Below are 15,604 nucleotides of genomic sequence, written 5' to 3' on the forward strand. Positions count from 1 at the left end.
ACGGGACCATGCGGAACTTTTTCCTCACGGCCACGTTCATTTGGCATGACTGAAGACCTTTCCTTCCGACGCAAACCCCTGACTCCCGAACAGCGCCACGCTCGCGATGCGGCTCGGCGGATCGAGGCGGAGAAGGCCATGCGCGATCACGAAGCGGCGCAGAAGGCGTTCTATGCCAACAAGGAACGGCTGAAGGCCGAGCGGCTGGCGCGCGAAGCGGCGGCGGCGAAGGGCTGAGCGAACGCGCTTAGCCGCGCAATTACCAAAAAATCGTATCTGCTGGCGGCCTGCATTTGATTGTCGGCCGCCAATGCCGCTTCCCATCGGCAGGCTTGACGGCGCTTCGCTTCCGGGAGGAAGCTTCTGATGATCCAAAACTGACCTGAACCATGGAGACGTTCGCTCCCAGCAAGTCCGATCCTCATCAGCGACGCAGAATGGAGCTGACCATGACCACGTTCGACAAGCGCGAGCGGGGCTTTGAAGCCAAATTCGCCCACGACGAGGAATTGATGTTCAAGGCCACGGCGCGGTCCAACAAGCTGCTCGGGCTGTGGGCCGCAGGCCAGCTCGGGCTCAGTGGCGATGCCGCTGCAGGCTACGCGGCTGCGCTGGTGACGGACCATCTGGAGAGCCGGACGATGGACCACGTGGTCGGCAAGGTGGCGGGCGATCTCGCAGGCAAGGGGATCGCGCGCGAGCAGGTCGCGCAGAGGCTTCAGGACTGTCTGCACCAGGCGCTGGCGCAGCTCGAAGCGGACCGGCAATGACACCCGCTGCCGCGTTCATTCGGCGTGCTTGCCGCCTTCCACGGGCTGTGCCGTTTCGTGCTACCGTGCCGGCCGCCGGAGACGGCGGCGAGCGGGAGGTGGGGGCATGTCACGGGGCAGCTTTGGCAAATGGTCCGGCGCAATCGCATGCGCCGGCGCCATGCTGGTCGCTGCAGGTGGCGCCGAGGTCTCGGCGACACCGCTGACGCCGTTTCGCTACGAGGCGCAGGCCCAGCGTCATTGCCCGCGCGACAAGGTGGTTTGGCTCGACTTCGGCAAGGGCGTTTATTACCGCAAGGGTCAGAAGCGCTATGGCCAGGGCTTCGACGGCAGCTTCGTCTGCCAGAACGAAGCCCGTGGCAGCTTCTACCGACGCTCGCTGTTGGGCCTGCGCTGAGCGGCGGGTTTCGGCGGCCGGCGGACGTGCCGGCTATTTCGCTGACGGCAGCCTGACCGGCACATGCGGGGAGGTGCTGATGACCCGGGGACTTCCATCCGGATAGGTGCGGTTGCCGCGGATCAGGGATTCCAAGACCAGGAAGAACTTCTCGGCAAGCATTTGCGTCACCCTCGTTGGTGATGGCCTCTTGCAATTGGTCGAGGCGCCGAACGCAATAATTCAATCAACTGAATGGGAGCGGGGACGGCCGCGCCTGCTGCGCCGCAATGGAGAGAACCCCGTGTTGGACAGGAGGACGTGCGGTTCAGGCAAACGCCAGCGCGACGAGGCTCGAGCAGAGCAGCACCAAGCCGCCGGCGGTCAAGGCCAGGAAGCCATCGGATACGAGGTCATGATTACGCATGGGACACCTGCCGCTCTCGTGTTCGATGCGCGAGTGGATCGACCGTCCGAACGCGCCGCTTTGAAAGAGGTGATGCTTGCCGCCCGCGCGAGTGCCTTCAGGCCCTCGTGCGGTAACCCTCGAACGCATGGGCCAGGAAGATCCCCGCGCTTACCAGACCCATCAGTGCCGAAACCGTCTCGATCATCGTTAAATTCCAAATCCTGCCCTCGCATCCGAGAGAACGCGGGCGGCCTTGCACAGTCAAAAGAATTTCGGTGAGCGCCGCGACAATGGGGGTGGAGTGAGGATTTGGCGCAACAGACTGTCCGGCACTGGCACAGTGCGGGGGCCATCGCCCCGTAGAACAACGGAAAAATGCGAACGTCTCGTTTACCATCCCGGCGTGATCGCCGTGGGCTCCCCATTTCCGCCGCGTTCGGGTTGCGTTATCGTTACCGCTTCCGAGACGGTGGTGGGCCGCCTCGGATGAGATGACCGGACAGCGCTCCCGTAGCCAAAGCGGGTTGGGTACGCCTCCGGCAAAGTGGTATTTGGGGCGCATGGGGATCCATCGGTCAGATTCGGTTTTGCGAGCCGCGCGCGGTGTTGCGGCGGTCGCGACCTGCCTTGCGCTCGCCAACTGCGCTTCCTCGAACAAGTTTGCCAGCCGCGTCGACCCGAAATACGGCGTGTCCTCGAGCCCGCGGGTGGTGGCCTTCGGCGATCCGGTCCCGAAGGGTGGCGGCACCTACCGCGTCGGCAAGCCCTATGTCGTGGCGGGCCGGACTTACGTGCCGGAGGAGGACGCCAACTACCGAGCTGAGGGCATGGCCTCCTGGTACGGCGACAGTTTCCACGGCCGCCTGACCGCCAATGGCGAAGTGTTCGACATGACCTCGCTGACCGCGGCGCATCCGACCCTGCCGATGCCGTCTTATGCGCGGGTGACCAACGTCTCGAACGGCAAGTCGCTGATCGTCCGCGTCAATGACCGCGGGCCCTATCACGGCAACCGCCTCATCGATGTCTCGAACAAGGCCGCCGAACTCCTTGAATTCAAAGGGAACGGCGTTGCCAAGGTCCGGGTCGAATATGTCGGCCGCGCGCCGCTCGAAGGCTCCGACGACCGTCAGCTTCTGGCGACCCTGCGGACCGGCGTTCCGGCGCCGTCGCCCTCGATGGTCCGGGTCGCCTCGGCCAAGCCGTTTGTGCCGGAGCTGCCGTCCTCGGCCCGCGGTGCCATTCGCGGCGAGGTCCCGATGCCGGAGGGGCGGCCATACAATCTCGGCAGTACCTCGGCCGATATGGCTTCGCTCAATGCTACCTCGGAGATGTCGGCTTCGAGCCGCAGCCGGGGCCGGGCGCTCCAGAACGCCCGCGCGGTGTCCTATGGCGAGGACGGTCGCTACGCCGCCGACAGCGCGGCCGCATCGACCGATGGCGCCGCCGAGGCCCGCAGCATCCTGAGCGGCCGCGGCCTCTACTGAGCCGCGCTCTCCTTCAAGAACGTGACGAGCGCCGCATTCACCTCTTCGGGCCGCTCCTGCTGCACCCAATGGCCGGCGCCCTCGATGATCAGCTTCCGCTTCAGATTGGGCAGCACGCGCTCGAGCTCGTTGACCCGCTTGGCCCCGATCAGGCCGGTGATGACGGCGTCCTTCGAGCCTGCGATGAAGAGGGAAGGCTGGTGAATCTGCGCGTCCTGCCAGGGCGCGGTCAGCTCCCAATTGCGGTCGATGTTGCGATACCAGTTGAGCCCGCCGCGGAAGCCGGACTTGCGGAAGGCCTCGGTGAAATAGGCCAGGTCTGCCTCGCTGAGCCAGCCAGGCAGCGGCTCGTCGGCGCCCGCGTGGCCGAGAAAGCCCTTGCCCTCCTGCACGAACATGGCCGCGGTGGGATCGGCGAGGCCCCGCCCGCCGAGGACGATGCGCATGGTGCGTGCGACGTCACGCTCGAGCTCGGCCTCGGCGACGCCGGGCGTCTGGAAATACTGCCAGTAGAAGTTGGTGACGCCGCCCTGGCGCAGCAGGTCGAGCGGCTTGCCGCGGCCCCGGAACGGCGGCGGCACGCTCAGGCCCGCGACCGCCGTGAAGATGTCCGGCCGGAACAGCGCCGCGTGCCAGGCGACCGGTGCACCCCAATCATGGCCGACCACCATCGCCTTGGTCTCGCCGAGGGCCTGGACCAGGCCGACCACGTCGCCGACCGTGTCGAAGATCGAGTAGGCGTTCGCGTCGAGCGGCGCCGCGCTCTGGCCATAGCCGCGCATGTCGGGGGCGACGACGTGAAACCCGGCTTCGGCGAGCGGCAGGATCTGGCGGCGCCAGGAATAGGACAGCTCCGGCCAGCCATGGCACAGCACGACCAGCGGTCCCTGGCCGGCTTCGCGGACGAAAAGCTCGACCCCGTTGGACTTGATCATGCGGGTTGAGGGCATTCGCTTTTCCGCCTTGTTTCAGGGGTTTGGTCGAAAAACATGAGGCGTCACGATAGGGGCGCGGCGAGAATCGTGCAATCTCTGCGACAAGCGTCCAACCGCGTGTTGTTCGCATCTGTTCCAGCTGTTAGAACGCCTCTCTCAGGGCTTCGCCATGGCACTTCGTCTTCCTTTGCTTCGTCGCAACCGGCTCACCGCAGGAACGCTGGCGCGCGGGCTGATCGCGACGGTTTTGGCGGCGGCCATCGGCTGGGGCGGGGCGCTCCATGCGGCCAACCAGAGTGTCCAGGGCGGCAAGAAAGCGGAAGATGCCGGCTTCGACGGCGATGCCCCGACCGCGATCCTGATCGAAGCCTCCTCGGGCAGCGTGCTGTTCGAGAAGAACGCCGACGAGCTGCGCGCGCCCTCGAGCATGATGAAGCTGATGACCGCGGAGGTCGTCTTCAATGCCATCAAGAAGGGCGACATCAAGCTGAACGACGAGTATCGGATCAGCGAGAATGCCTGGCGCAGAGGCGGGGCCCCCTCGGGCGGCTCGACCATGTTCGCCGCCATCAACAGCAAGGTCTCGGTCGACGATCTCCTGCGCGGCGCGATCATCCAGAGCGGCAATGACGCCTGCATCGCGCTGGCCGAAGCCATGGCGGGCAATGAGCGGATCTTTGCCGCCGACTTCATGACCAAGCGCGCCCGCGAGCTTGGCATGACCAGGTCGACCTTCGCCAATTCCAGCGGTCTGCCCGATCCCGGCAACAAGATGACGGTGCGCGAGCTCGGCATGCTTGCCCGGCACATCATCCTGGACTTCCCCGAATTCTACAAACTGTTCGGCGAGAAGGAGTTCACCTGGAACAAGATCCGCCAGCAAAACCGCAATCCGCTGCTCAATTCGATGGAAGGCGCTGACGGCCTGAAGACCGGCTACACCAAGGAAGGCGGCTACGGCATGGTCGGCTCCGCCGTGCAGAACGGCACGCGGCTGATCGTCGTCGTCAACGGACTTGACGATCCCGAGGACCGCGCCACGGAAGCCAAGAAGATGCTGGAATGGGGTTTTCGCAATTTCGAGACCCGCACCCTGATCGCAGCCGAGCAGCCGGTCGGCTACGCCAAGGTGTTCGGCGGCGAGAGCCGGTCGGTCAAGCTCATCGCCAAGACCCCTGTGAAGGTGATGGTGCACAAGAACGGCAGCGACAAGCTGATTGCGCGCATCGTCTATAGTGGCCCGGTGCGCGCGCCGATCGAGGCCGGCCAGCGGGTCGGCGTGGTCAGGGTCTGGCGCAGCGGCAACATCGCGGTCGAGACGCCGGTCTACGCCGCGGAGGCGATCGGCACCGGCTCGACCATGCGCCGCGCGATCGACGGCGCCAGCGAGCTCGTGATCGGCATGTTCCGCGCAGGCGCCGAGAAGCTCTGATCATGAGTGAGAGCGCTGCACAGCGGCCGTCCGGACGGGGACGCTTCATCACCTTTGAAGGCGGCGAGGGCACGGGCAAGTCGACCCAGATCAAGAAGCTCGCCGACCGCCTCAAGGCGGCAAAGCTGCGCATCCGCGTGACGCGGGAGCCGGGCGGCTCGCCGGGCGCTGAAATCATGCGTCATCTGGTGCTGTCGGGCATGGGCAAGCTGCTCGGCCCCGAGGCCGAGACGCTGCTGTTTGCCGCCGCGCGCGATGACCATGTCCGCACGGTGATCCAGCCGGCGCTGAGCCAGGGCGTCTGGGTGCTGTGCGACCGCTTCGCGGACTCGACGCGGGCGTATCAGGGCAGCCTCGGCCAGGTGTCCGATGGCCTGATCAACGCGATGCAAAGGGTGACGATCGGCGACCTCAAGCCGGACCTCACCATCATCCTCGATTTGCCGGTCGAGATCGGCCTGCAACGCGCCGCCGCGCGCCGCGGCAGCGGCACGCCGGACCGGTTCGAGGCCGAGAAGCTCAGCTTCCACCAGGGCCTTCGCGAAGCCTATCGCAAGATCGCGGCGGAGGATCCCGCGCGCTGCGTGCTGATCGACGCCAATTCCGATCCGGACACGGTCGCCGCGCGCATCTGGACGGCGCTGCGCGAGCGCCTGCTGCCAACGCCTGCGTCAGTGGTGTCGGTATGAGCCCGCGTCAGGCCGAGCGCGAAACCGCCATACCGCATCCGCGCGAGACGTCGCAGCTGTTCGGCCATCGCGAGGCGGAGGCCGCGCTGCTTGATGCCTATCGCAGCGGACGCATTCCGCATGCCTGGCTGATCGGCGGGCCACAGGGGATCGGCAAGGCGACGCTGGCCTATCGCATGGCGCGCTTCGTGCTCGCCCATGCGCAGCCGCTGGCGCCGGCCGTGCAGCGCGCCGAAAGCCTTGCGATCGATCACGACGACGCCGTGGCGCGGCAGGTGGCGGCCGGCTCGCATGGCGGCCTGCTGACGCTCGAGCGCACCGCCAACGAGCGCGGCGTGATGCGCACCGTGATCACCGTGGACGAGACGCGCGAGACGATCGGTTTCTTCGGCTCGACCGCCGCGGCCGAAGGCTGGCGCGTCTGCATCGTCGACACGGTCGACGAGCTCAATCCGAACGCGGCCAACGCGCTTCTGAAGATCTTGGAGGAGCCGCCGCAGCAATCGCTGTTCCTGCTGGTGAGCCACGCGCCCGCGCGGGTGCTCGCCACGATCCAGTCGCGCTGCCGCAAGCTGCGCCTGCGACCGCTCACCACGGATGATGTGATCGGCGCCGCAGCTTCGGCGGCTGAGCTCGATCCGAACGATGCCGCGCTGCGCGAGGCGGCCGAGGCCTCCGAGGGCAGCGTCGCACGGACGCTGACGTTGCTCGGTGGCGAGGCCCTGAAGCTTCAGCAGCGCACGGCGGCGCTGCTCGCGCGCCTGCCGCAGGTCGATCCGCGCGAATTGCACACGCTCGGCGATTCGCTCGGCACCAGCGACCGCGTGGCGCTTGCGGCCTTCATCGACGGCATCGACCGCTGGATTGCGGAGCGCCTGCATGCGGATGAGGCCAATGCCAACCAGAACCTGCCGCGCCTTGCGCGGCTAGCTGAGGTATGGGAAAAGATCGTCCGCGCCGCGCGCGACACCGAAACCTACAATCTGGAGCGAAAGCCCTTGGTTTTCTCGGTGTTCGGCTGGCTGGCGGACGCAACGCGCTAAAGCATGATCCGGAAAAGTGCGCAGCGGTTTTCCGAAAGATCATGCGCAAAACAATAACGGAACGCCGAGCCGTTTCCAAAATTCGAGAAGCCGGTAAAGGAATTCGTGGTGGCAACGCGAGCTAAGAAATCCGTCAAACGCAAGAGCGGCAAGAAGGCTGCGAAGAAGGCCGTCAAGAAAGCCGCGAAAAAGGCCAAGGCGCGCGCGGCCAAAGCTGCCAAGAAGGTCAAGAAGACCAAGAAGGCTGCCGTCAGGAAGAGCGTGAAGAAGGGCGCCGCAAAGAAGGCCGCGAAGAAGCAGGTCGTCGCCAAGAAGGCGGTGAAGAAGGCTGCCAAAAAGCCGGCCAAGGCTCCGGCGAAGAAGGTCGCGAAAAAGGCGGCTGCGCCTGCCGTGACCGCCGCACCGACTCCCGTCGCGCCTGTGAAGCCAACGGCGCCGAAGTCCAAGGCCCCGCGCGCGCCGAAGCCCGTCGCTTCTCCGCACGCTGCCGCGCCTGCGGTGGCCGCCGCGCGCGACAACGTGTTCTACATCACGACTGCGATCGCCTATCCCAACGGCAGCCCGCATATCGGTCATGCCTATGAGGCGATCGCGACCGACGCGCTGGCGCGCTTTGCGCGGCTCGACGGCAAGGATGTGTTCTTTTTGACCGGCACCGACGAGCACGGCCAGAAGATGATTCAGACGGCGGCGAGCGAAGGCATGTCCACCGCCGCGCTCGCGATGCGCAATGCCGGCCGCTTCAGAGAGATGGACGAGCGCCTGGACGTGTCGTTCGACCGCTTCATCCGCACCACCGAGGAGCAGCATCACCGCTCCAGCCAGGAGATCTGGCGCCGCATGGAAGCGAACGGCGACATCTACGCCGACACCTATTCGGGCTGGTACTCGGTCCGTGACGAGGCCTATTACGCCGAGGACGAGACGCGTGTGAACGACGATGGTGTGCGCTTGGGGCCGCAGGGCACGCCGGTGGAATGGGTGGAGGAGAAGAGCTATTTCTTCCGCTTGTCGGAGTACCAGGACAAGCTGCTCAAGCTCTATGCGGATCAGCCTGACTTCATCGGGCCGGACTCGCGCAAGAACGAGGTGGTGAGCTTCGTCAAGGGCGGCCTGCGCGATCTCTCGATCTCGCGTACCACGTTCGATTGGGGCGTGAAGGTGCCCAGCGACGAAGAGCACGTGATGTATGTCTGGGTCGATGCGTTGACCAACTACATCACCGGCGTCGGTTTCCCCGATGAGAGCGACAAGAACTGGCGCTATTGGCCGGCCGACGTGCACGTCATCGGCAAGGACATCATCCGCTTCCATGCGGTGTATTGGCCGGCCTTCCTTTTGTCGGCGGGCATTCCGCTGCCGAAGCGGGTCTATGCCCACGGCTTCCTGTTCAACAGGGGCGAGAAGATGTCGAAGTCGGTCGGCAACACTGTCGATCCCTTCAACCTCGCCGACCAGTACGGCGTCGACCAGTTGCGCTACTTCTTCTTGCGCGAGGTGCCGTTCGGCCAGGACGGCAACTACAATCACGAGGCGATTGTCGCGCGCATCAACGCCGATCTCGCCAACGATCTCGGCAATCTCGCGCAGCGCTCGCTGTCGATGATCGCAAAACAGCTCGGCGGCGTGCTGCCCGAGCCCGGCGAGTTCAGCGACAACGACAAGGCGATCCTGGCGATGGCCGACGGCATGATCGCTGCCTCGCGTGAAGCCATGGCGACGCAGCAGATTCATCAATGGCTCAACGCCGTCTGGGCCGTGGTCGCGGAGGCCAACCGCTATTTTGCGGGTGAAGCGCCGTGGGCGCTCGCCAAGACGGATCCGGCCAGGCAGAAGACGGTGCTCTACGTCACCGCCGAAGTCGTGCGTCAGATTGCGATCCTGGCTCAGCCCGCGATGCCGACCGCCTCCGGCAAGCTGCTCGACAGCCTCGGCATCCCCGAAGCCGAGCGCAATTTTGACATGCTCGGCGGCGCCAAGCGCATCGCGCCCGGTTCGACGCTGCCGGCGCCGATGCCGGCGTTCCCGCGCTACGTCGAGCCGGCGGCCTGAAGGCGTTCGCACGATGCTGGTCGACAGTCATTGCCATCTGGATTTTCCGGACTTTGCGGAAGATCTCGACGGTATCGTGTCGCGGGCGCGAGCCGCCGGGATCGCCCGCATGGTCACGATCTCGACGCGGGTCCGGCGGCTGCAGGACCTGCTCGCCATCGCGGAGCGCTATGACGACGTCTATTGCTCGGTCGGCACCCATCCGCATCATGCGGACGAGGAGGACGGCATCGCGCCGGATGAGCTGATTGCGCTGACCCAGCATCCCAAGGTCGTCGCGCTCGGCGAGGCCGGGCTCGATTATTTCTACGACAACGGCTCGCCGGAGGCGCAGGCGAGGGGCTTTCGCGCCCACATCGCCGCCGCCCGCACCACCGGCCTGCCGCTGGTGATCCATACCCGCGAGGCCGACGAGGACTGCGCGCGCATCCTGGAAGAGGAGGCCGCAAAGGGATCGTTTCGCGCCGTCCTGCATTGTTACACGGGCGGGCGCGAGCTGGCACTGAAGGCGGTGTCGCTCGGGCTCTATATCGGCTTCACGGGAATCCTGACCTTCAAGAAATCGGAGACCTTACGCGCGATCGCAGCCGAACTGCCGCCCGACCGTATTCTGGTCGAAACAGACTCGCCTTATCTTGCGCCCGGCAAGTTTCGGGGCAAACGCAACGAGCCGGCCTACGTGGTCGAAGTCGCAAAAGTGCTCGCCGAGACGCGCGGCGTGTCGCTCGACGAGATCTCGCGCCAGACCAGCGAAAACTTCTTCCGCCTGTTCTCGAAGGTGAAAGCTTGAGACTGGGAGCCACATGACGCTGACGCTGACGATCCTGGGCTGCGGCTCCTCCGCCGGCGTGCCGCGCCCGGCGCTCGGCTGGGGCGCCTGTGATCCCAACAATCCCAAGAACCGCCGTCGCCGCTGCTCGCTGCTGGTCGAACGGACGTCCGAGCATGGCACGACACGCATCGTCATCGACACCTCGCCGGACCTGCGCGAACAATTGCTCTCGACCAATGTCGACCACATCGACGCGGTGTTCCTGACGCACGAACATGCCGACCAGACCCACGGCATGGATGATCTGCGCTCGGTCGTCATGCACATGCGCCGGCGCATTCCAACCTATTTCAACCAGTCGACCGCCAAGGACATCCTGTCGCGGTTCTCCTATTGCTTCATCTCGCCCGAGGGCAGCGATTATCCGCCGATCCTGACGCGGCATTCGATCGAGGCGGGAGAAAGCCAGACCATTCTGGGGAAGGGCGGCGCGGTGACGATGACCGCCTTTCTGGTGCAGCACGGCAACATCCCCGCGCTCGGCTACCGCATCGGGGATGCGGCCTACACGCCTGATCTCAATGATATCCCGCGCGAGAGCTGGGAGGCGCTGGAAAATCTCGATCTCTGGATCGTCGACGGCCTGCGTTACACCGGCCATGTCAGCCATTTCAGCATCAACGACGCGCTGTCCTGGATCGAGCGCTTCAAGCCGAAGCGCGCGGTCATCACCAACATGACCGCCGACGTCGATTATGAGGTTATCCGGCAGTCGCTGCCCCCTGGCGTGGTGCCGGCCTATGACGGGCTGCGGCTCGAGACGCACTAAACCCGCGGTGGAAATTCTCCTGCCAGCCGGCATAGACCTTGCTTGCACCGGCCCCATCATGTTGATCTAACGTCTGAAAGACAGGCGTTGGGCAGGGCGATATTCAAACAGGACCGGCAGTCGGATGCTATCGGTCCGTCGAGTCGCCTCGTGTGAGGATGGGGATCGCGTTGGCAGAGGACGAAGTAGCGACTCAGGGACCGGTACGACGCGCGCTGGACCTCCTCTATCTCGGCGCGGGCTATGCCGCGGGCGTCTTCCTGGTCGCGATCTTCGCAATCATGATGGTGATGTCGGTCGGGCGCCAGTTTGCGCTCAACATTCCCGCCGGCGATGATTTTGCGTCCTGGTGCATGGCGGCGATGGCGTTCCTCGGCCTCGCTCACACCTTCAAGCGCGGAGAGATGATCCGCGTCGGCCTGTTGCTGGAGCGCTTGCACGGGCGGACCAAGCAGATCGCGGAGGTCGTGGCGCTCGGCATTGCCGCTGCCTTCATTCTCTACTTCACCCGTCATGCTGTGCAGATGACCTGCGATTCCTGGCGCTTCAACGACGTGGCGCAGGGCGTGGTCGCGCTTCCGCTCTGGATTCCCCAGCTCGGCTTCGCCGGCGGCCTCGTGATCCTCTCGATCGCGCTGATCGACGAGATGGTCAACGTCATCGGCGGCAACCGTCCGAGCTACGAGAAGGGCTCGCCCGACGAAACTCCGGAAGAGTTCGTCGAACGCATCTCGCAGGGCGGTGGGGGCTGACCATGGCCAGTCTCGGCATGATCGAGCTGTCGTTCGTCCTGCTCGGCGTCATGATCCTGCTGCTGGGAAGCGGCGTCTGGATCGCGGTCTCGCTCGGGCTGGTCGGCTTCGTGGCGATGGCGCTCACCACGAGCCTGCCGCTCGGCACCGTGCTTGCGACCACCACCTGGAGCGCGAGCTCATCCTGGACACTGGCGGCCCTGCCGTTGTTCATCTGGATGGGAGAGATTCTCTTCCGCACCAAATTGTCGGAGGAAATGTTCCGCGGCCTGTCGCCCTGGGTGCAGTGGCTGCCGGGACGGCTGACACATGTGAACGTGATCGGCTGCGGCATCTTCGCGGCGGTGTCGGGTTCGTCGGCGGCGACCTGCGCGACGATCGGCAAGATCGCGCTGCCGGAGCTCGACAAGCGCGGCTATGACAAGGGCCTGAGCCTCGGATCGCTGGCGGGCTCAGGCACGCTCGGCCTGCTGATCCCGCCGTCGATTCCGATGGTGGTCTATGCCGTCACGGCGAACGTCTCCGTGCTTCAAGTGTTTCTCGGCGGCTTCCTGCCGGGATTGCTCGTGATCGCGCTCTATTCCGGCTACATCATCATCTGGTCGCTGCTCAACCCGACAAAGGTTCCGCCGCGCGATCCGCCCATGCCGCTCCGGCAGAAGCTGCGCGAGTCCGCCAAGCTCGCGCCCTGCCTGCTGCTGATCCTGGCGGTGTTCCTGTCGCTCGTTCTCGGCTTTGCGACGGCGACGGAGTGCGCGGCCTGGGGCGTTTCCGGCGCGCTGCTGCTGGCTTGGTGGAGCGGCACGCTCACGCGCAAGAACTTCCTCGAGAGCATCATGAGCGCGACGCGCCTGACCTGCATGATCATGCTGATCCTGGCAGGCGCGGCCTACACCACGGCGGCGATGGCCTATACGGGGATTCCGGCCGCGCTCGCCACCTGGGTCCAGGGCCAGCAGCTCACGCCGAGCATGCTGGCGCTGTATCTGAGCATCATGTACATCATCCTGGGTTGCCTGATCGACGGCATCTCGATGATCGTTCTGACCGCTGTCATCGTGCTGCCCATGGTCAGGCAGGCCGGCCTCGACCTGGTCTGGTTCGGCGTCTATCTGATCATCCACGTCGAAATGGCGCAGATCACGCCGCCGGTGGGGTTCAACCTGTTCGTGCTCCAGAACATGAGCGGCCGCGATACGTTCACGGTCGCGCGGGCGGCCTTCCCGTTCTTCGTGCTATTGCTCGCTGCGGTCTTCATCATCACGGAGTATCCGCAGATCGTGACGTTCCTGCCGAAGCTCGCTTTCCCAGACTGAGCGTACCCGTTCTCTAGATCGACTGTGAGGAGAAGTCCGATGATGTCTCGCTTATTCCACGCATCCTTGATTGCCGGCGTTGTGCTGGCCGCGACACCTGCCTTGGCTCAGAGCAAATGGAATCTGCCGGCAGCGTATCCTGCGGACAATCCGCACTCCGAAAACCTGGTCGCGTTCGCCAAGGACGTCGAAGCCGCCACCTCGGGCAAGCTCCAGATCACGGTTCATCCGGGCGCCTCGCTGTTCAAGGCGCCCGACATCAAGCGCGCCGTGGTGACCGGGCAGGCGCAGATGGGTGAGGTGCTGCTGTCGATCCACGAGAACGAAGACCCGATCTTCGGCGTCGACGTCGTGCCGTTCCTCGCGACCAGCTTCCCCGAGGCGACGAAGCTGTATCAGGCCTCCAAGCCTGCGATCGCCAAGAAGCTCGACGCGCAAGGTCTCAAGCTGCTGTTCGTGGTGCCGTGGGCACCGCAGGGCGTCTACGTCAACAAGCCGCTGGCCACGATCGAGGACATGAAGGGTCTGAAGTGGCGCGCCTACAATGTCGGGACCGCGCGGATCGGCGAACTGGTCGGCGCGCAATCGGTCACGATCCAGGCTGCGGAACTGCCACAGGCGTTGGCGACCGGCGTGGTGAACTCCTTCATGTCGTCGGGCGGCACCGGCTACGATTCGAAGGCGTGGGAGTCGCTCAAATACTTCTATGACGTGCAGGCCTGGATTCCGAAGAACTACACTTTCGTCAACAAGGCTGCGTTCGAGGCGCTCGACAAGCCGACCCAGGAGGCCATCCTGAAGGCCGCCGCCACCGCGGAGACGCGCGGCTGGAAGGCTTGGGAAGAGAAGGCCAATTGGTACCTCGGTCAGCTCAAGGCCAAAGGCATGACTGTCGAGCCGCCGAGCCCGGCACTGAAGGCCGGCTTCCAGAAGATCGGCGACCAGCTCACGGCCGACTGGCTCAAGAAGGCAGGGGCCGACGGTCAGGCGGTGCTCGACGCCTACAAGAAGATGTGAGGATGAGAGAGCTTCCGCCCGCCGCAGGCGGGCGGAAGCTTCTTTGGCCGCTGGTCAGGCCGAGATCGCCTTCACCGAGCCGACTTCGTTGCGCAGCAGGAACTTTTGGATCTTGCCCGTGGACGTCTTCGGGATCGGCCCGAACACGACCGCCTTCGGCGTCTTGAAGCCGGACATCTGGCTGCGGCAGAAGGCGATGATATCCGCCTCGCTGGCACTGGCGCCCTCTTTCAGTTCGACGAAGGCGCAGGGCACTTCACCCCATTTCGGATCGGGCTTTGCCACCACGGCCGCGAACAGCACGGCCGGGTGCTTGTAGAGGATGTCCTCGACCTCGACCGAGGAAATGTTCTCGCCCCCGGAGATGATGATGTCCTTGGAGCGATCCTTGATGATGACGTAGCCGTGCTCGTCGAGCACGCCGAGATCGCCGGTGTGGAACCAGCCGCCTTCGAAAGCTTCCCTGGTCGCCTTCTCGTTCTTCAGGTAGCCCTTCATCACGATGTTGCCGCGGAACATGACCTCGCCGATGGTCTCGCCGTCGCGCGGCACCTGCTGCATCGTTTGCGGGTTGATCACGGTGACGCTTTCCTGCAGCGGGTAGGGCACGCCCTGCCGGCGCTTCATGCGCGCGCGCTCGGCGGCGGGCAGGTCATCCCAGCCCGGCTGCTCGGCGCAGACGGAGGCGGGGCCGTAGACCTCGGTCAGGCCGTAAACATGCGTCAGCTTGATGCCGATGCTTTCGGCGCCTTCCAGCACCGCGACCGGCGGCGCGGCGCCCGCGATCAGGCCGACGACGCGGCGGGCCGCATCGCCCTTTGGTGCATCGGGCGCGTTGATCAGCGTGTTGTAGACGATCGGCGCGCCGCACATATGGGTGACGCCGTGTTGCTTGATCAGCTCGAAGATCCTGGTCGGCTCGACCTTGCGCAGGCAGACATTGATGCCGGCGGCCGCCGCAATGGTCCAGGGAAAGCACCAGCCGTTGCAGTGGAACATCGGCAGCGTCCAGAGATAGACCGGATGCTGGCCGAGATTGCCGGCGAGGATGTTGCTGACGGCGTTCAGATAGGCGCCGCGATGATGGGTGACGACGCCCTTGGGATTGCCCGTCGTGCCCGAGGTGTAGCTCAGCGCAATCGCGTCCCATTCATCGCTCGGCGTGATCGGCGCGAAGCTTGGATCGCCTTCGGCGACGGCTGCCTCGTATTCGATCTCGCCGATGCGCGTGCCGCCCTTGAACGATGCGTCGTCGACGTCGACCACCAGCGGCTTGGGGCCGGTCATCTGCGCCAGGGCCGCAGTGATGACGCCTGAAAACTCTGGATCGACCAGGATGATTTTCGCGCCGCCATGATCGAGCTGGAACGCGATCGAAGGCGCATCGAGGCGGATGTTGAGCGCGTTGAGCACGGCGCCGGTCATGGGCACCGCGAAGTGCGCCTCGTTCATCGCGGGAATGTTCGGCAGCATCGCCGCGACGGTGTCGCCGACGCCGATGCCCTTGCTCGAAAGCCACGAGGCGAACCGCCGGCAGCGCTCATAGGTCTGAGCCCAGGTGAAGCTGCGGCCTTCATAGACCGTGCTGACGTGATCGGGATAGACCGCGGCGCTGCGCGCGAGGAAGCTCAGCGGGCTCAGCGGCACATAATTGGCTTGCGTCTTGTCGAGGCCGATATTGTACGGGTTCTGTCGCTCGCTCATCGACACCCTCCTTAAACCGCA

Annotated in this window: 16 protein-coding genes; 13 read left to right on the forward strand and 3 right to left on the reverse strand. The window is 65.0% G+C overall.

All coding sequences use genetic code 11. The features are described 5' to 3' along the window. Positions 1–45 precede the first annotated feature (45 nt). The 3 genes from I6F36_RS05865 to I6F36_RS05875 all read left to right on the forward strand — a co-directional run bounded on the left by I6F36_RS05865 (position 46) and on the right by I6F36_RS05875 (position 1,167). Complete coding sequence (locus tag I6F36_RS05865; RefSeq protein ID WP_035999201.1) at positions 46–237, forward strand: hypothetical protein; 192 nt, start codon at positions 46–48, stop codon at positions 235–237. A 212-nt stretch (positions 238–449) separates the two neighbouring features. After that, a complete protein-coding gene (locus I6F36_RS05870; protein ID WP_225149699.1) occupies positions 450–770 on the forward strand; it encodes a DUF1476 domain-containing protein in 321 nt (106 codons plus the stop codon). A gap of 106 nt (positions 771–876) precedes the next feature. Then, positions 877–1,167, forward strand: coding sequence for a hypothetical protein (locus tag I6F36_RS05875; protein ID WP_128261651.1), 291 nt, complete (start codon positions 877–879; stop codon positions 1,165–1,167). A gap of 33 nt (positions 1,168–1,200) precedes the next feature. Here the strand turns inward: I6F36_RS05875 and I6F36_RS39660 are convergent, their stop codons facing one another. Next, positions 1,201–1,329: a hypothetical protein gene (locus I6F36_RS39660; RefSeq protein ID WP_260347296.1), complete on the reverse strand. Its 129-nt coding sequence runs from the start codon at positions 1,327–1,329 to the stop codon at positions 1,201–1,203. 786 nt (positions 1,330–2,115) lie between these two features. On the opposite strand from I6F36_RS39660, the gene I6F36_RS05880 reads away from it, so the two are divergent. After that, the gene (locus tag I6F36_RS05880) at positions 2,116–3,042 is read left to right on the forward strand and encodes a septal ring lytic transglycosylase RlpA family protein (protein WP_225149698.1); all 927 of its coding nucleotides are present in this window, start codon (positions 2,116–2,118) and stop codon (positions 3,040–3,042) included. Here the strand turns inward: I6F36_RS05880 and I6F36_RS05885 are convergent. Further along, positions 3,036–3,992: an alpha/beta fold hydrolase gene (locus I6F36_RS05885; protein ID WP_225171109.1), complete on the reverse strand. Its 957-nt coding sequence runs from the start codon at positions 3,990–3,992 to the stop codon at positions 3,036–3,038. The genes I6F36_RS05880 and I6F36_RS05885 overlap by 7 nt on opposite strands. Before the next feature lie 154 nt (positions 3,993–4,146). On the opposite strand from I6F36_RS05885, the gene I6F36_RS05890 reads away from it, so the two are divergent. From I6F36_RS05890 to I6F36_RS05930, 9 genes are all read left to right on the forward strand, one after another. Then, positions 4,147–5,409, forward strand: a complete 1,263-nt coding sequence (locus I6F36_RS05890; protein WP_225112894.1) for a D-alanyl-D-alanine carboxypeptidase family protein — start codon at positions 4,147–4,149, stop codon at positions 5,407–5,409. A 2-nt stretch (positions 5,410–5,411) separates the two neighbouring features. Continuing rightward, entirely contained in the window at positions 5,412–6,098 is a 687-nt protein-coding gene (gene tmk / locus I6F36_RS05895; protein WP_036031435.1) for a dTMP kinase, read from the forward strand. Further along, positions 6,095–7,141 (forward strand): DNA polymerase III subunit delta', encoded by a 1,047-nt coding sequence (locus I6F36_RS05900; RefSeq protein WP_225125376.1) that lies wholly within the window; start codon positions 6,095–6,097, stop codon positions 7,139–7,141. Before tmk ends, I6F36_RS05900 begins: the two co-directional genes overlap by 4 nt. A gap of 108 nt (positions 7,142–7,249) precedes the next feature. Further along, entirely contained in the window at positions 7,250–9,193 is a 1,944-nt protein-coding gene (metG, locus tag I6F36_RS05905; RefSeq protein WP_225125378.1) for a methionine--tRNA ligase, read from the forward strand. Between the two features lie 13 nt (positions 9,194–9,206). After that, positions 9,207–9,983, forward strand: a complete 777-nt coding sequence (locus tag I6F36_RS05910; protein WP_036039597.1) for a TatD family hydrolase — start codon at positions 9,207–9,209, stop codon at positions 9,981–9,983. A gap of 13 nt (positions 9,984–9,996) precedes the next feature. Then, positions 9,997–10,794 carry an MBL fold metallo-hydrolase gene (locus I6F36_RS05915; RefSeq protein WP_035999229.1) on the forward strand — a complete coding sequence of 266 codons (798 nt, stop codon included), beginning with the start codon at positions 9,997–9,999 and terminating at the stop codon, positions 10,792–10,794. A 158-nt stretch (positions 10,795–10,952) separates the two neighbouring features. Next, positions 10,953–11,546 (forward strand): TRAP transporter small permease, encoded by a 594-nt coding sequence (locus I6F36_RS05920; protein ID WP_109143760.1) that lies wholly within the window; start codon positions 10,953–10,955, stop codon positions 11,544–11,546. A 2-nt stretch (positions 11,547–11,548) separates the two neighbouring features. Continuing rightward, positions 11,549–12,862 carry a TRAP transporter large permease gene (locus tag I6F36_RS05925; protein WP_035999234.1) on the forward strand — a complete coding sequence of 438 codons (1,314 nt, stop codon included), beginning with the start codon at positions 11,549–11,551 and terminating at the stop codon, positions 12,860–12,862. Positions 12,863–12,901: 39 nt separating this feature from the next. Next, positions 12,902–13,879 (forward strand): TRAP transporter substrate-binding protein, encoded by a 978-nt coding sequence (locus tag I6F36_RS05930; RefSeq protein WP_057029200.1) that lies wholly within the window; start codon positions 12,902–12,904, stop codon positions 13,877–13,879. Between the two features lie 54 nt (positions 13,880–13,933). On the opposite strand, the gene I6F36_RS05935 is transcribed toward I6F36_RS05930, so the two are convergent. Beyond that, positions 13,934–15,583, reverse strand: coding sequence for an acyl-CoA synthetase (locus I6F36_RS05935; RefSeq protein WP_225140887.1), 1,650 nt, complete (start codon positions 15,581–15,583; stop codon positions 13,934–13,936). Positions 15,584–15,604 lie beyond the last annotated feature (21 nt).

Source organism: Bradyrhizobium sp. BRP19 (assembly GCF_020194195.1).
Taxonomy (GTDB): domain Bacteria; phylum Pseudomonadota; class Alphaproteobacteria; order Rhizobiales; family Xanthobacteraceae; genus Bradyrhizobium; species Bradyrhizobium yuanmingense.

Coding starts and splice junctions, on each gene's coding strand:
- I6F36_RS05865 (WP_035999201.1), top strand. CDS start 46: ATGACTGAAGACCTTTCCTTCCGACGCAAACCCCTGACTCCCGAACAG.
- I6F36_RS05870 (WP_225149699.1), top strand. CDS start 450: ATGACCACGTTCGACAAGCGCGAGCGGGGCTTTGAAGCCAAATTCGCC.
- I6F36_RS05875 (WP_128261651.1), top strand. CDS start 877: ATGTCACGGGGCAGCTTTGGCAAATGGTCCGGCGCAATCGCATGCGCC.
- I6F36_RS39660 (WP_260347296.1), bottom strand. CDS start 1,329: ATGCTTGCCGAGAAGTTCTTCCTGGTCTTGGAATCCCTGATCCGCGGC.
- I6F36_RS05880 (WP_225149698.1), top strand. CDS start 2,116: ATGGGGATCCATCGGTCAGATTCGGTTTTGCGAGCCGCGCGCGGTGTT.
- I6F36_RS05885 (WP_225171109.1), bottom strand. CDS start 3,992: ATGCCCTCAACCCGCATGATCAAGTCCAACGGGGTCGAGCTTTTCGTC.
- I6F36_RS05890 (WP_225112894.1), top strand. CDS start 4,147: ATGGCACTTCGTCTTCCTTTGCTTCGTCGCAACCGGCTCACCGCAGGA.
- tmk (WP_036031435.1), top strand. CDS start 5,412: ATGAGTGAGAGCGCTGCACAGCGGCCGTCCGGACGGGGACGCTTCATC.
- I6F36_RS05900 (WP_225125376.1), top strand. CDS start 6,095: ATGAGCCCGCGTCAGGCCGAGCGCGAAACCGCCATACCGCATCCGCGC.
- I6F36_RS05910 (WP_036039597.1), top strand. CDS start 9,207: ATGCTGGTCGACAGTCATTGCCATCTGGATTTTCCGGACTTTGCGGAA.
- I6F36_RS05915 (WP_035999229.1), top strand. CDS start 9,997: ATGACGCTGACGCTGACGATCCTGGGCTGCGGCTCCTCCGCCGGCGTG.
- I6F36_RS05920 (WP_109143760.1), top strand. CDS start 10,953: ATGGGGATCGCGTTGGCAGAGGACGAAGTAGCGACTCAGGGACCGGTA.
- I6F36_RS05925 (WP_035999234.1), top strand. CDS start 11,549: ATGGCCAGTCTCGGCATGATCGAGCTGTCGTTCGTCCTGCTCGGCGTC.
- I6F36_RS05930 (WP_057029200.1), top strand. CDS start 12,902: ATGATGTCTCGCTTATTCCACGCATCCTTGATTGCCGGCGTTGTGCTG.
- I6F36_RS05935 (WP_225140887.1), bottom strand. CDS start 15,583: ATGAGCGAGCGACAGAACCCGTACAATATCGGCCTCGACAAGACGCAA.